Source organism: Mycoplasmopsis opalescens ATCC 27921 (assembly GCF_000712185.1).
In the GTDB taxonomy this organism is placed as follows: domain Bacteria; phylum Bacillota_I; class Bacilli_A; order Mycoplasmatales; family Metamycoplasmataceae; genus Mycoplasmopsis; species Mycoplasmopsis opalescens.
Genome location: NZ_KL544019.1, coordinates 168,612 through 184,310, shown reverse-complemented (window position 1 = coordinate 184,310; position 15,699 = coordinate 168,612). Strand labels below are relative to the sequence as shown.

Genomic DNA, 15,699 nt, shown 5'->3' with positions numbered 1-15,699 from the left:
TTATTTGAATTTATAAATATTTATGCAAATCTTCTATTTTTACGCGAATTTGCTCCATAGTATCACGGTCGCGAATTGTGATGTTATTATCATTTTCTGTATCGTAATCAATTGTAATGCATTTTAATGTTCCAATCGCATCTTGGCGACGATATCTTTTACCAATTGATCCAGCTTCATCATATGTTGCTGAAATGCCTGTACGAATAAGGTTTTGGTAAATTTTATTAGCTAGTTCACTTTGCTTTTTAACTAACGGTAGAACAGCAACTTGGTATGGCGCAATTTTTTTGTCAAAATGCATAACAATTCTTGTGTCATTTTCGCCAATAATTTCTTCATCATAAGCGTCTACTATTAGCGCTAACATAAGACGATCAAGACCCATTGACGGTTCTATAACATAAGGAATATATTTTTGATTCGTGATTGGATCTTGATATTCAAGATTTTCACCGGTTGCTTCCATATGTGATTTTAAGTCAAAGTTAGTTCTATTAGCTACACCTAATAATTCACCTCAACCAAATGGGAAGAGATATTCAATGTCGCTAGTGCCTGATGAATAATGAGATAATTCAGTTTCATCGTGAACACGTAAACGATAGTTAGCTTTTTTCATCCCTAAAAATTCAACAAAGTTTTGAGCTTTAAGCAAATATTCTTGGTAAGTTTTATCAGCTTCTTCAGGTGAACAAAATACTTCAAGCTCCATTTGTTCAAATTCACGAGTTCTAAAAATAAAGTTGCCTGGTGTTACTTCATTTCTAAAGCTTTTACCAATTTGGCCAATACCCATCGGTAATTTAGAGCGCATTGTACGTTGAATGTTTTTAAAATTAAGCATAATTCCTTGTGTAGTTTCAGGTCTAAGGTAAATTTTGCTTTTTTGATCTTCAATAACTCCTTGTTGTGTTTCAAACATTAGGTTAAATTTTCTTATTGGTGATCAATCAGTTTTGGCTCCATCATATTCTTTTAAGTGTGCACATAAATATTCATACATTTGTTCGAATGTGTATTGTTCTGGAATAATGTTGGGATCCACTTCGTTCATTAGTTTGTCAGCACGATATCTTTTTTTGTTAACTTTATTTTCAATTAATGGATCATTAAAATTAACAACATGACCTGATGTCACTCAAACATTAGGGTGCATTAAGATTTTGCTATCTAAAAGATAGTTATTTTTTTCGCTGAAAATGAAAAAGTTTTTTCATTGTTTAACAATATTATCTTTTAATAAACATCCTAAAGGACCATAATCCCAAGTATTAGCTAAACCTCCATATATCTCGCTACCTTGAAAAACAAATCCTTGAGCTTTTAAGTGGTTAACAATAACTTGCATACTTTTTTTATTATTTTCTAGCATATTTTACCCTCTTATTAATTCATAAATATAATGATAAAAACCGACAAATAAGCTTATATACGGTTCTTTTAGTAAAAAGTATAAGCTTTTTTGTCAATTTATTTTTAGTTATATTTTCAAAAAAGAACCCACTTAAATTGAGCAGGTTATTTTTTATTATTTAAAGTATGTTCCAATTCCACCTAATTGAAGTGCAGCTAAAATGATAATTACAATTAATCCAATTAAGATTAAGAATAAAATCACATTAATTACGGTTAGTCAAGCTTCGCTTGGTTTTTTAGCAATAACGTTTGAATCAGTTTCAGTTTCGTCCGCTGCTAAAGCAGATTCTTTTGCATTTTCATTAACACTGATTTGCATTAATGATTCAAGATCGTCTTTTTGCATTACTTCTGCTTTGCTTTCTTGTTCAGAAATATTTTGACTACCATCATATAAACATTTATCAGCATTCACACAGTTGGCGTGGTTGTATACATATGGTTTAGTTGCTTTTTGATCAGAGCTTTCTAACGGAGCAACTACTGGTTCTTCGGCTTTTACAACTTCAATAACATCGACTTTTTCAACAACAGGAACCTCTATTTTTTCAGTAATAATTTTTCCACCTTGGAATAAACATTTGTCTGCGTAAACGCAGTTCGCGTGGTTAAATGCATATGGTTTAGCACAAGGTACAACAAATCCTTCTAAAGGTGCAGGTTCAGTAACCATTTTTTGATCAATTTCTTGCATTTTTTCAACGATAGTATCGATGTTGTCGTCTTTAATACCTTCTTTAGTAATTGCATCAATTAATTCATTAACTTGAGCAAGTAAGTTTTTGTCTTTGATGTCTTCTCTATTGAAGCTCGCTACACGTTCGTTAATTGATTTTTTAATTTCTTCAATATCAACTAAATCTACCTTAGATACTTCTTTTTTAACAACTTCTAATTCTGCTGGGAAATAAGTTTGCGGATCATGTAATTCTACATAATCAAAACCTTCAGTTTTTGAAGCTCCTTTTTTACGAAGAGCTGTTGCAGGATCAATGAATCATTGTTCACAAGTTTCTGTATATGTATCTCCGCCATCAAAACCTTTAGTTTTTACATAGTAACGTCAAACATTTTTTTCATCTTTATCTGTTGTTAATTGACCACCGAAAATTTTATTTGGAGCTTGGAATCATATAGCTGTTTCAAAATCAAGGGTTAAGTATCAGTTAATCGCATCTTCACGTGTTTTGAATTTAGCTAGTCCTGACTTAATTTTAGGATGCTTAAGTAATCAAGGATATTTTTTATCTTTTGCTTTTTCATATGTTAAATTTAATCTTTTCATAATACCTCTTTTTTTAGTTCTTGTATTATATTATAATTTATAAAAATAAATATTTTATATTAAGTAAATTTTATATTAAGTAAATCTAAAAATAATTAAAAATTATTTTATGAACCATATCTAAATCTAAAAAAACAACATTTTAAAATGTTTATCAAATACCTGTAGACAGGCATTTTTAGTAAAATTTATATTAAAATTTATTTTTACATTTCTAATTTTGTCTTTTGCAACTATAAATATTTCTTGCAATTGCTAAAAAAAATATATAAAAATATAAAATAATAATAAGGAGCAAAATGAATAAAAAAGGTGATGTATTATTTGGAAAAATAACTAAAGTAGGCTGGAATGGGTTATTTATTTCCACTACAAAAGGATTTACATTTTTTATCCCTAAAACAAATGTAACGGACAAAAGCAAAACAGTGTTAGAATCAATTTTTAAAAAAGGAGATTTTATTAATTTTATCGTTGATGAAATCGATAACGAAACCAAAAGTGGTGTGGGAAATTTTAAAGCTAATCATCCATTGTTTGCTAAAGCTCCATTCAATGAAGAATTAAAAGAAACTAAGTATGGATTTAAAACTTTAAAAAGTAAAATAGATAAAGAGCTTATGGAATAGAGAAAATAATGAAAAGAATTAAATTTAAGTCATACAATTATTATCCTGATTTTTCAAATGAAATTATTATCAATAATTGTTTAGAACTAGTTAATAATATAAACCGTAAAGCAGTCAATGGTTTTGAACATTTTAGCTTTCATGAATTAGCTTTAAATTTCAGTAATGAGAACGTAAAAGAAATAAATGAGTTTGCACAAAAGATAGTTAGTGATAACACCACAGATTTACTAATTTTGGCCTCAGACAGACTTATTAGTAATTACTTAGCTGCAGAAAAGATACTTTTTAGTGATGATGTTCTAGCTGAAAATAAGATTCAATTTCACTTTATTAATTGTGATTTATCACCTGAGTATATTTTAAAAAAACATGAAAAAATAATAGATCTTTTGCTCTATAAAAATACTAAAATTTTGATTGCTTCATTAACTGAATTTTCAGATTGGATAATGAATTATTTCAAAAATATTTTGAATATTATGCAGCGAAAATTAGGCTACTACAATGCTTTGAATAAAATTTTCTTAGTTTCTAATGTTGCTGTAGAAAATCAATTTGAATTTGCTTCTTTAACCCTGGAAAATTGCATGATAATTCCAAGTATTTTGCATGAAAGATTTTCATTTTTTGCTGAAAATAATATGCTTCTTTTATTATTAAAAGGAGCAGATATATCCCAAATTCATGATGGATATTTTTCAGCATCACAAGAATGGTTATTAAACAAAGTTGATAAAAATATTATTTACCAAATTGCCTATATATCTTCATTTTTAAGAAAAAAAACAGATAAATGTTTTGTTGTTTCATTAGCTAATTCTCTTGAAGGGATTTCATTTATGCATGCGCAATTGCAAAATGAATTATTCATGCAAAAATTTAAGAATTTTTCTATTGATATTAATTTCACACGCGAAATCGAAACATATGGACAGACGCTTTTACAAGATTCTAAAAAATATTTTGCTTGAACCTTTGATAGTCATGATGAACACTTCGATTACCGTATTTCACCTGATGTTTATAATGATGATGGTGTCCCAACAAGTGACCAAGGCAGATTATCAAATATTAAAAGAAAAATGAATCAAGGAATTTTAAATACTCTTGTTAATGTGGCTGGGGCAACAATTTTACACTTAGAAGTTAATGTTCCAAATGAGTTATCACTAGGAGCTCTAATTTGTGTTTTATATTGGTCGACCATTTATGAATGTTATATTAATGGTATTAATCCTTATGATTAAGAAAGGAATAATGTGTCTAAAATTAACGTAGATTTAAGCAAATCAAAAATTGATTTAACTCGAATAGCTAAATTTAATGAGCCAGTAAAAAGAATTCATCAAAGATTAAAAACTAGAACAGTTGATGAATCCGATTGATTAGCCTGATTAGATTTACCAAATTTATCTACAGAAACATTTGGCCAAATTAAAGCAACTTATGCAAAATGATTAGCGCAAAAAGTTGACTTATTAGTAGTTATTGGTGCTGATGGATCATATTTAGGTGCAAAAGCTGGTTATGAGTTTATTTTTAATAATAAAAAAGATGCAAAAATTGAATTAATGTTCACAGGCGATGTAGTAAGCTCAGAAGCCTTGGCTACAGCCCTAAAGTATGCGGAAGACAGAAAATTTGCAATTAATGTAATTTCAAAATCTGGTTCTTCATTAGAAACGGCCATCACTTTTCGTGAATTTAGGCACTTGATTGAAAAAAAATATGGGACAGTTGAAGCAAAAGAATTTATTGCAGTAACAACACAAAAGGATCAGGGAGCTTTATTCAAATTAACTAAGGATAAAGGCTATCAAATTTTCTTGATTCCCGATGATGTAATAACTAGATTTAGTATTTTTTCACCTGCAGGATTATTACCTTTATTATGTTCTGGCATCAATATTAAAGATATGATCGAAGGCGCAAAAGAGGCTAATTTAGATGCTGATAATGAAGATTTAATGACAAATTATTGCTATCAGTATGCAGTTGCTAGATATATCCACAGTATTAATTATCAATTTGAAATGATGAATAGTTGTGATGTAAGATTAAAAGATTTTATTGAATGGTGAAAGCAACTTTTTTCAGAAAGCGAAGCTAAAACAGAACATGCTTTAATACCAATTTCTGCCATGTTCTCTAGTGATTTACACATAAGTAAAAAAGCATTAAATAGTGCAAGTACGATTGTATTTAAAACTTTAATTTGTTGCCAAAACAGTGATGCTACAGGTGTTTTGGCAACAAATAATAATAACTTACCACAATATAGATACTTAGATGGAAAGTACAGTCACCCAACTAATGATTTATCATTTGATCTTGAAAAAGAATCTAAAACGGTTGTTTCAAATATTCCTAACATAATTATAAATATTGATGATTTTACTCCGCATACTCTAGGTTATTTATTTCAATTTTTCATGAGATCAGTTGTCATTAGCGCATACTTACTTGAAGTTAATCCTTTTAATCAACCAGGTGTTGAAGTTTATAAAGATAGTATGCAAAAACTTCTTAATGAAAGAAAATAATTTAAATATCAGTAACAATTACTGATTTTTAAATTCTACTGTGACACAGCGAAAAAAGTCGAAACAATGTTTATAAAGTTAGCTTTCTTATTACTCCAAAAATAACAACATAACCGCTTATATTCTCTTATATGTTTATCAAAAAATAAATTTAATATATAATTAAGATATTATGAATATAAGTGATATCAAAACAAAAATACTTACTCAATTAAAATTAATAGCAACAGAATTAGAGTTGAGTAGAGAGGCGACTTTAATTGAACCAAAAAACAATGCTGATTTAGTAACTAACTTGGCGATGGGAAATAAGGGCAAAGATCCAATAGCAACAGCCGAACAAATCGTTGAAAAATTAACACCTCATTTTGCGGACTTAAAAATTAACAAAATAGAAATTGCAAAACCAGGATTTCTTAATATTTTTCTATCAAACGATTCTTTAAACTTAGAAGTTAATGAAATTCTTAAAAAAGGCTCTGACTACGGAAGATTACCAAAAACTAAAAACTTACACATAGAGTGAGTTAGTGCAAACCCAACAGGTTTCTTACATGTCGGACATGCTCGTAATGCTGTTATTGGTTCAGCTGTTAATAATATTTGCGAATTCGCGGGTTTTAATGTTAAACGTGAATACTATGTAAATGATGCTGGTAATCAAATTAATATTTTAGCCGAAAGTTTATTTGCACGTTACCAACAAAAATTCGATAAATCATTCCCAATGCCTGAAGATTCATATCGTGGAGAAGATATTTTATGAGCTGCTGGAGTTATTTATGACGAAGTTGGTGATAAATATAAAAATTTAACATTAGAGGGTGAAGTTCTAGAATACTTCAAAATAAGAGGAGTTAAATTATTCTTAGACCAAGTTAAAGTAGATCTAAAAAAACTAGGAATTGAAATTGAAACATATTACAGTGAAAAATCACTTTATGAAAACGATAGAAAAATTATCTATGATACTTTAGACAAACTAGAAAATACATACAAAAAAGATGGTGCTGTTTGACTTAAAACCACAGTTCATGGTGATGATAAGGATAGAGTTTTAATTAAAAGTGATAATTCCTTAACTTACTTTGCGCCTGACGTTGCTTACCACAATATTAAATTCTTAACTAATCCAAAAGACACCATTATTCTAAATGTTTGAGGAGCTGATCACTTAAGTTACATCAAGAGAATGAAATGTGCAATGGAAGACCTAGGACATAATCCCGACAATTTAGTTGTGCTTTGCATGCAATTAGTAAGATTAGTTAAAGGCGGCCAAGAATACAAAATGTCTAAGAGAAAGGGAACAAGCTTCTTCTTAAGAGAATTTATCGACTTAGTAGGTGTAGATAGCGTCCGTTTCTTCCTTTTAGATAGAAATTACAACTCAAAAATTGATTTTGATATTGATTTAGCTAATAATAAATCAAATGATAACCCAGTTATTTTAATTCAATATGCTAATGCACGTGCATATTCATTACTTGAAAAAGCTGGTGTTTTAAATAAAGATTTAGTTGCTACTGAATTAGATGAAAAACATTCATCATTAGTTGCAACCTTAAGTGAATTCCCACAAATTATTAAAAAATCTTCAGAAAAATTTGTTACATCCTTATTAACTCAATATGCAATTAAATTAGCAAAAGAATTTAACTCATGATATACAAATAGTGAAAAAATTATTGGTTCAGCCAAAGAAAATTCTTCATTGGCTTTAGTTAAAGCATCTAATATTATTTTAGAAAACTGCTTAAGATTATTAGGAATTTCAATTCCACATAAAATGTAATTCTAAACAAAAAAACAACCTTTTTAACAAGGTTGTTTTTTTACCAAAAGTACTGTAGCTGGAGCAAAATCAAAACAAAAAAAGCTAGTAAAAATGTTTTTTAAAATATGATAATGCATCAAAGAAATTATCAAAAAGTTTATCCTCGACCATTTGGTTCAATACTAAGGATGCAACCGCACTAATTTTATTTTCTTGTGAATACTCATAAGGAAATGAGAAACGGTCAGTATTACATAAAATTAAATTAATAATAAAAAAGTTTTTATTTTTGCTTGCACCGAACCAGAATGTTTTGCTATCTTTAGATTTTTTTCAATATTCAATTGGATTCCTATCTTCTTGTTCAACTTCGCCAGTTCATGCGTTTCTAACTCATAAATTGAGCCCCCCGGTAGAGAATGTGAAATGATGCTTATTATAATATTCTTCAATTTTTGCATAGTCATATGTATGAGTTATTTTCGTTTTTGAAAATTGGATAACCATAGCAATTAACCCTATAACATAGAAAGCGCAGAAAATATCAAAACCAATTACAGAGCTAAAAAAGTATACTTGATAAAATTGTGTGTTATCAAAGGCAAAATGTCAAATCAATAAGAATGCAATATACAAAAGACTGGTGATTGCACCAATTCCCATAAAAGCATAAACTAGCTTTGCTCTGTTTTTTTGGACTGTTTCATTAACTAAATCATTATGTAGAAAGTAGCGATATTTCTTAGTTGAGAAAACTAAAACGCAAATCATTGCAATAAATGGTGAAAAGGGTATTAATGTTATAAAAATAGTTGGTAAATTATTTATAAAGGATAAATCTTGTACTTCATTAGTAGCTTCCATCTATTCCTCCTTTAAAAACTCTTTGTTAAAAATTTTTAGAGCTATTTTTTCAGGAACGACTCCCATTAGCTCTTCAAGCGAAGCATTATATATATTATTATAACTAATAAATTTGTTTAGCAGTTTAAGTTCCATCTTTTTACCAAGACCCTTAATGCTTAATAGTTTACCTTCTAATGAGGAAATTTTATTGCGTTTGCGGTGGTAAACCTTAGCAAAACGGTCAACCTCCACTTGCATAAAAGTTAAAAAATTTCATATATTTTTTGGAATATTGAATACTTCCTTTTCATTTAAATCTAATAAGGTTCTTGTTTTGTGATTAAAATCTTTAACTAAGCCGACAACAGGTATTTTTATATTTAATCTTGCTAAAACATCCTTGATTGCATGAATTTGGATAATGCTTCCGTCTGCAATAATTAAATCAAGATTTTTATCAGTATGTTCACTTGTAAAATATTTATGAGCTGTGAGTTTCATTGAAGCATAATCACCCATTATTAATTGATCATTATGGTTGTATTTTCGATATTTATTTTTTGAAGGTAAGCCATTTTCAAAAATACATGCAACGCCAACAACATTAGTATTATTTTGATTAGAATTATCTAAAATAGCTATTCTATAGGCTTTTTCGATAGAAATTAATTTAGCTAAATTTTCACAGTTCTCATAACCTATTTGAAGTTTGTTATTACTTTGTGTTTTTGACGCATTAATAAAATAATCTAAATTTTGATTGGCTAAGTCCAAGATTTTTTTGTATTTACCCTTGGCTGCATCTATTATTTTTGTTTCAGCATTGAAAATATTAAACTCTAACGATATGTCATTCATGATGAAATTATCCGGTTGAGGTCTATTTACATAAAATTGAGTGAGAAATAATTCTAAACTTTGCCTTTCATCCAAAATTAATTCTACATGCTCATTAATTCTATTAATTAGATGCCCGTTACGGTAAAAAAGCATAGTTATATAAATGATATTATCAATAGTTTTATATGCTAAAACATCTGTGTTACTGTAGTTTTGGAGTTCCACAACTTGGCTCTCTTGCATTTTTTTTACAAAAGCTAACACGTTTTTATACTCTAATGCAATTTCAAAATTTAAGTTTTCACTAGCAAGAAACATTTTTTTCTCAAAATTAGCTAATAACGCATCGTCGAAACGCAATATTTTTTTGATTTTTTCATATTGTTTTAGCCAAAAAGCAGAACTATTATTAACAATTTTAAATCCATTTTCATAATAAGCTTCTCTTTCTAATAATTTTAAAATTGTTTTGGCTCCAAAGCCATGTGCAAAAGGTCCATAATATGTAATTTTATCGCCGTTGCTTTTTGATACCTTACGAGTTAAAGTTATTGACAGCTTATTATTGAATAATTCAATTTTGATATATGGGTATTTTTTATCATCAAGCAATAAAATATTGTATTCTGGGTTAAATTTTTCTATTAGTTGTTTTTCTAAGAGATATGCTTCTTTATCGTTACGACATAAATAAATATCGAAATCATAAATGTTTTCGACTAATTTGCCTGTTTTATAGCTATTTGAGCGCCCTTGGAAGTATTGTCTCATTCTGTTAAAAAGGTTTTTAGCCTTTCCGATATAAATAACTTCATTAGCTTTATTCTTTCATAGATAAACACCCGGTGTATGTGGCAAATTATCTAATTTTTCCTTGAAGTTTATATTGTTAGTTAGTGTATTGTTCAATTCAGTTTTCATAGATTTCATCTGGATAATATTCGATTATTTTTTTAATAGGGGTACCATATTTAATGAAAAATATTGTAGGAAACAAAAATGTGCTGAATTTTGGGTGCTCATAAACTGTATTTTTTTCATGCTCTTCAATAAAAACTTTAAAAAAAAGAAGTTGGCTATTGCTTTCATGCTTTTTCATCATGTTACTATACATTTGCGAAACAGAAGCCCCTTTATAAGTTGAAAATAATGCAATAATTAATATATTGTGGTCATAGTTTTTTTCTATTATGGAACTAAATTCATCAAAATTAATATAATCCTGCATTTATCCTACTTTCTATCCCCTAAAATAGGCGAGATTCAATCATCATCACCTAAATCATTTTCAATTGTATTTTCTTCATTTTTTAAATCATATTCTTGGGAATGAATAAATTCTTTTGTTTCCAAATCTTCTATAGAGAAGTCATTTTCGTCATTTTTAATATTTTGTATTTTCTCTTTTTCTGATTCAGTTGTATTTTCTTCTTTCATTGATTCTTTAATAACTTCTACGCCTTTATTTGGCATTTCGTTATTGCTTGTAGAAATTTTATCATTCACTTCCGGGTTTTGAACTGGTGTCGGGATTACTGCTTCGTTTTCAACAATTTTTATTGGTTCTTGTAAATTTTCTATTTCTTTAGTTTGAGCTAAATCTACATGAGGTTGGTCTGTTTGAGATTTTTGATTATCGCTTTCATTAGTGATTGATACTTCTGAAGTGGGGTCGTAATTAACATCATGATATTGCGTTTCGCTCTGAGTACTTAAATCAATTTCATTTAATTCTTTTGTTTCCAAAACATCTGTAGAAGCACGTTTTTGGGTAATTTCATTTTTATTATATTTCTTACTTAAAAAGAATTTTGCAGTTTGTTCATTTTGCACTAAAGCATCTAAACTGCCATTAATTTCTTTAACCAATGTTTTGTAACTCACTTTTGTGATATCAATTTTTAAAACTCTTGCAGCTAATTTATAAAATTCAAATAATCTTTTGGATTCTTCCGTGTAGTAAAAAATACTGCTTGTCTTTTTAAGATAATGTTCAACTTGTAAAATATTCATTTTTCTTAGTTTTAAATTTTTAAAAAAAGCAAATGGATTAATAGTGAAAAAGTATATGGAAATAATTAAAAAGCTGATAAGCACAAAGATTAACGAAACATATGGACTAAAAGTTATGGCGTAGGGCAAATTAAACAAAGTATCAAAGAAAACGCCAATATTATTAGTAGTATTTGGATATCAATTTTTGGGATCATTAACTTCATAATTTTTTGTAAATGAAGCATATCAGCCTTTAACAAAGATATTTTTTACATCTTCCTGCGTATAATATCAATAGTTATTAACGCGAGCCGAAAGCAAAATATGGTGATAAACCAACGCAGCTCACAATAAAATAAACCACAATGTAGTTAATATTCTTTTTCTAACAAGTCAAAAATCAACCTTCGCGAAGCGATAAAACCATCTAAAAAAATATTTGCGATAAGAATATAAAATTCAGCTAATAAAAAGCGAAATATAAGAGCCAATAATGATAAAAATAATCGTATCACCAAATGATAAACCAATTGAATAGTAATAAATTTTTCTAATTATTTCGCTTGATTTTCCTTCTTGATTTTTAACGAAATGAAAAATTACAAAAATTGCAGTAGCAATAATTAATGCTAAGGTTTTCAAAATCTCTAACCCTATATTCATATTCATATGTGGTATTAAATCATTTTCTTTTTTGACTTCGATATTCTTAATATTGAGTTTGTATTTTGGCTTATATGGTTGATTTTTCATAATAATATTATAAAACAATTTTATTTAAAAAATTTAGATATAAAAGATCAAAACAAAAAATGATTCTGAATGTTTAAAAATCAAAATGAAAAACAATTTTTTATTTCACAAATTCATAACTTATGTCCATCCTGCGAAAAAAAATAAAAAAAGTTTCTGTTTCGAGTGTTTTTGAGCTTGAAAAACAATTTTTTTTCTTATTTTTAAAATAAATAATATTTATGAAAAATATTTCTTATTTTTTAAAGTTATATAATTAAAAAGGCACAAACCGTCTATCGATTGTGTCAAATTAATATCTTGTGAAGAAGGAAAGAAAATGAGCAAAATTAATGTATATAGTGAAATTGGAACTCTTAAAGAAGTTCTAGTTCACACCCCAGGAGACGAAATTAGGCGGGTAGCACCTGCGCGTCTTGACGAGTTATTATTCTCAGCAATTTTAGAACCAAACCACGCTATTGCTGAACACAAAGCTTTTATCAAAATCTTAGAAGATAATGGTATTAAAGTTATTCAATTAGACGAACTAGTTGTTCAAACATGAAACCAAGTTGATGAAGCAACTAGAAAAGCATTCGTAACCAAATGATTAGATGAATGTGAACCAAAATTAGAAAGCAATGTAAGAGTAGAAGTTGAAAAATACATATACTCACTTGCTAAAGAACCTAAAAAAATGGTTAGAACAATGATGGCCGGTATTTCAAAAGAAGAATTACCTCTTAATGTAAACCGTCCATTAGTTGTTGACCCTATGCCTAACTTGTACTTTACACGTGACCCATTCGCATCTGTAGGAACCGGTATTTCATTACACCACATGAAATATGTTACAAGACAAAGGGAAACAATTTTCGCACAATTTGTTTTCGACAACCACAAAGACTACAACACAGTACCAAGATGATTCGATAACAAGGATCAAGGACGTATCGAAGGTGGAGACGTATTCATTTACAACACAAAAACTTTAGTTATTGGAGTTAGTGAAAGAACTGACAAAGATGCTATTAAAATTATGGCTAAGAAAATTCAAGCCGACAAAAACTGTAAATTTGAAAAAATCTTTGCAATCAACGTTCCTCCAATGCCAAACTTAATGCACTTAGATACATGATTGACAATGGTTGATAGAAATAAATTCTTATACTCACCAAACATGTTATCAGTTCTTAAGGTTTGAGAAATTGACCTTAAAGATGCTTCATTAGCATGAAAAGAAATTGAAGGATCGTTATCACAAATCCTTGAAAAAATTATCGGTGAAAAACCAATCTTAATTCCAATTGCTGGTGAAAACGCATCACAATTAGATATTGATATTGAAACTCACTTTGATGGTACTAACTATCTTACAATTGCGCCTGGCGTTGTTGTTGGATACTCAAGAAATGTTAAAACTGAACAAGCTCTTAAAGCAGCTGGTGTTAAAGTATTATCATTTGAAGGTAACCAATTATCATTAGGTATGGGTAGTGCAAGATGCATGTCAATGCCATTAATTAGAGAAGATCTAAAATAATTTATTCACATTTATCGACTAAAAACCCTATAGTACAAGGTTTTTAGTCAAAGGAGGAAATATGCCAATTAATCTCAAAGGAAGAAGTTTAGATTCAGCTTTAAATCTTACAACTGACCAAGTTAACTATGTGTTAGATTTATCAATTGATTTAAAGAAATCAAAACTTCAAGGACTTCACACAAATAATAGACCACTTGTTGGTAAAAACATTGTAATTCTATTCCAAAAAGATTCAACTAGAACACGTTGCGCTTTTGAAGTAGCAGCTGCTGATTTAGGTGCAAGTTGCACATACATCGGACCTGCAGGATCAAACTTCGGTAAAAAAGAATCAATCGAAGATACAGCGATGGTTTTAGGTGAAATGTATGATGGTATTGAATTTAGAGGTTTCAAACAAAGCGATGTTGATGCTTTAGTTAAATATTCAGGAGTACCAGTTTGAAATGGTTTAACTGACGCTGAACACCCAACACAAATGTTTGCTGACTACATGACAATGAAAGAATTTAAAGGCGACTTAAAAGGTAAAAAACTAGTTTTTGCTGGCGATATTAAAAATAACGTTGCCCGTTCATTGTTGATTGGAGCTGCATTCTTTGGTGTTCACATTGTTTTATGCGGACCAAAAGCTCAATGAGATATTGTTAAAAATGGTGAAAACCACAAAGCTGTTTATGAAGCTTGCCAAAAATTATTTGCACTTAATGGTGGATCAGTTTCATTCTCAGACAACAAAATTGAAGCCGCTAAAGGTGCTGATGCTATTTACACCGACGTATGAGTATCATTAGGGGAAGACTTTTCATTATTTGAATCAAGAATTCAAGAATTAGGAGCATTCCAAGTAGACATGGCGATGATTAAAGCCGCTAAAGAAGATGTTATTTTCTTACACTGCTTACCAGCATTCCATGATGACCACACTTTATTTTCTGCTGAAATTAAAGAAAAACTTGGAAAAAAATACCCAGTTGTTGCAACAGGTGCTATGGAAGTTACTGATGAAGTATTCCAATCAAAATACAACAAATCAATTCAACAAGCTGGAAACCGTATGCACACAATTAAAGCTGTTATTTTAGCTACATTAGGATACTAAAATGAAAAAAATTGTTATTGCATTAGGCGGAAATGCTCTTGGAAATAATCCAACAGAGCAAAAGGAACTTGTTAAAGTTCCTGCACAAAAAATTGCTGCATTAGTTAAAGAAGGCCACTCAGTGCTTGTGGGCCACGGAAATGGACCACAAGTTGGTATGATTTTCAATGCTTTTGCTGATGCAAAGAAAGTTAATGAAAAAACTCCTTTAATTCCATTTGCTGAAGCTGGCGGAATGTCACAAGGTTACATTGGTTACCATATGTTAACTTCAATCACAAATGAATTAAAGAAAGTTAATGTTAAAAAAGATGTTACATACTTTTTAACACAAACCATTGTTGACGTTAAAGATAAAGCTTTTGCTAATCCAACTAAACCTGTTGGACCATTCTACCCATCAAGAGCTGAAGCAGAAGCTGCTAATCCAAACTCTACCATTGTTGAAGATGCAGGAAGAGGATTTAGAAAAGTTGTGCCTTCTCCATTGCCAATTGACTTTATTGGTATGAACACAATTAAGAAAACTTACGATGATGGTGGTATTGTAATTGTTGGTGGCGGCGGCGGAATTCCAACCATTATTAATGAAGAAGGATTCTTTGAAGGTGTTGATGGAGTTATCGATAAAGACTTTGCATTAAGCAAATTAGCTTCAAAAGTTAATGCTAACACCTTTGTTATTTTAACCGCTGTTGACTATGTAAGTATCAACTACAACAAACCAGATCAAAAAGATCTTAAAACAGTTACAATCGCTGAATTGGAAAAATATATTGAAGAAAACCAATTCGCCCCAGGAAGCATGTTACCTAAGGTTAAGGCAGCAATTGCTTTCGTAAAAGAAAATAAAGATAATGTGGCTATTATTGCTTCACTTGAAAAAGTTGATGAAGCAATTCAAGGCACAAGTGGTACAAAAATTATTAACTAATTTTTATATCTAACCAAAAATAATTTAAACTTTAATTAATTAAGG

The 15,699-nt window shown here is 29.3% G+C and carries 13 protein-coding genes; 7 read left to right on the top strand and 6 right to left on the bottom strand.

Going from position 1 to position 15,699, the window contains the following annotated elements:
• Nucleotides 1-10: 10 nt before the first annotated feature.
• Both T385_RS0102615 and T385_RS03585 read right to left on the bottom strand, forming a co-directional pair.
• Nucleotides 11-1,351 carry a glycine--tRNA ligase gene (locus T385_RS0102615; protein WP_084276674.1) on the bottom strand — a complete coding sequence of 447 codons (1,341 nt, stop codon included), beginning with the start codon at nucleotides 1,349-1,351 and terminating at the stop codon, nucleotides 11-13.
• A gap of 180 nt (nucleotides 1,352-1,531) precedes the next feature.
• Entirely contained in the window at nucleotides 1,532-2,704 is a 1,173-nt protein-coding gene (locus T385_RS03585; RefSeq protein WP_029906279.1) for an MAG3090 family protein, read from the bottom strand.
• A 299-nt stretch (nucleotides 2,705-3,003) separates the two neighbouring features.
• On the opposite strand from T385_RS03585, the gene T385_RS0102605 reads away from it, so the two are divergent.
• The 4 genes from T385_RS0102605 (at nucleotide 3,004) to argS (ending at nucleotide 7,674) form a co-directional block, all read left to right on the top strand.
• Nucleotides 3,004-3,333, top strand: a complete 330-nt coding sequence (locus tag T385_RS0102605) for a S1 RNA-binding domain-containing protein (RefSeq protein WP_029906278.1) — start codon at nucleotides 3,004-3,006, stop codon at nucleotides 3,331-3,333.
• An 8-nt stretch (nucleotides 3,334-3,341) separates the two neighbouring features.
• Nucleotides 3,342-4,583: a hypothetical protein gene (locus T385_RS0102600; RefSeq protein WP_029906275.1), complete on the top strand. Its 1,242-nt coding sequence runs from the start codon at nucleotides 3,342-3,344 to the stop codon at nucleotides 4,581-4,583.
• 12 nt (nucleotides 4,584-4,595) lie between these two features.
• Entirely contained in the window at nucleotides 4,596-5,879 is a 1,284-nt protein-coding gene (locus T385_RS0102595) for a glucose-6-phosphate isomerase (RefSeq protein ID WP_029906273.1), read from the top strand.
• A gap of 172 nt (nucleotides 5,880-6,051) precedes the next feature.
• The gene (gene argS / locus T385_RS0102590; protein WP_029906271.1) at nucleotides 6,052-7,674 is read left to right on the top strand and encodes an arginine--tRNA ligase; all 1,623 of its coding nucleotides are present in this window, start codon (nucleotides 6,052-6,054) and stop codon (nucleotides 7,672-7,674) included.
• Nucleotides 7,675-7,758: 84 nt separating this feature from the next.
• Here the strand turns inward: argS and T385_RS0102585 are convergent, their stop codons facing one another.
• From T385_RS0102585 to T385_RS0102570, 4 genes are read right to left on the bottom strand one after another with little or no spacing between them, the layout of a single operon-like run.
• On the bottom strand, nucleotides 7,759-8,520 hold the full coding sequence (locus T385_RS0102585) for a hypothetical protein (RefSeq protein WP_029906269.1): 762 nt from the start codon (nucleotides 8,518-8,520) through the stop codon (nucleotides 7,759-7,761).
• The gene (locus T385_RS0102580; protein ID WP_051677974.1) at nucleotides 8,521-10,263 is read right to left on the bottom strand and encodes a GIY-YIG nuclease family protein; all 1,743 of its coding nucleotides are present in this window, start codon (nucleotides 10,261-10,263) and stop codon (nucleotides 8,521-8,523) included.
• Nucleotides 10,232-10,570, bottom strand: coding sequence for a hypothetical protein (locus T385_RS0102575; protein ID WP_029906265.1), 339 nt, complete (start codon nucleotides 10,568-10,570; stop codon nucleotides 10,232-10,234). The genes T385_RS0102580 and T385_RS0102575 overlap by 32 nt, the downstream gene beginning before the upstream one ends.
• Nucleotides 10,571-10,575: 5 nt before the next feature.
• Nucleotides 10,576-12,090 (bottom strand): hypothetical protein, encoded by a 1,515-nt coding sequence (locus tag T385_RS0102570; protein WP_051677973.1) that lies wholly within the window; start codon nucleotides 12,088-12,090, stop codon nucleotides 10,576-10,578.
• Between the two features lie 319 nt (nucleotides 12,091-12,409).
• Between T385_RS0102570 and T385_RS0102565 the strand changes: the two genes are divergently transcribed.
• From T385_RS0102565 to arcC, 3 genes are all read left to right on the top strand, one after another.
• Nucleotides 12,410-13,615 carry an arginine deiminase gene (locus T385_RS0102565; RefSeq protein ID WP_029906261.1) on the top strand — a complete coding sequence of 402 codons (1,206 nt, stop codon included), beginning with the start codon at nucleotides 12,410-12,412 and terminating at the stop codon, nucleotides 13,613-13,615.
• 61 nt (nucleotides 13,616-13,676) lie between these two features.
• Nucleotides 13,677-14,720, top strand: coding sequence for an ornithine carbamoyltransferase (gene argF / locus T385_RS0102560; protein ID WP_029906259.1), 1,044 nt, complete (start codon nucleotides 13,677-13,679; stop codon nucleotides 14,718-14,720).
• Between the two features lies 1 nt (nucleotide 14,721).
• Nucleotides 14,722-15,654 (top strand): carbamate kinase, encoded by a 933-nt coding sequence (gene arcC, locus T385_RS0102555; RefSeq protein ID WP_029906257.1) that lies wholly within the window; start codon nucleotides 14,722-14,724, stop codon nucleotides 15,652-15,654.
• The last annotated feature ends 45 nt before the right edge of the window (nucleotides 15,655-15,699 follow it).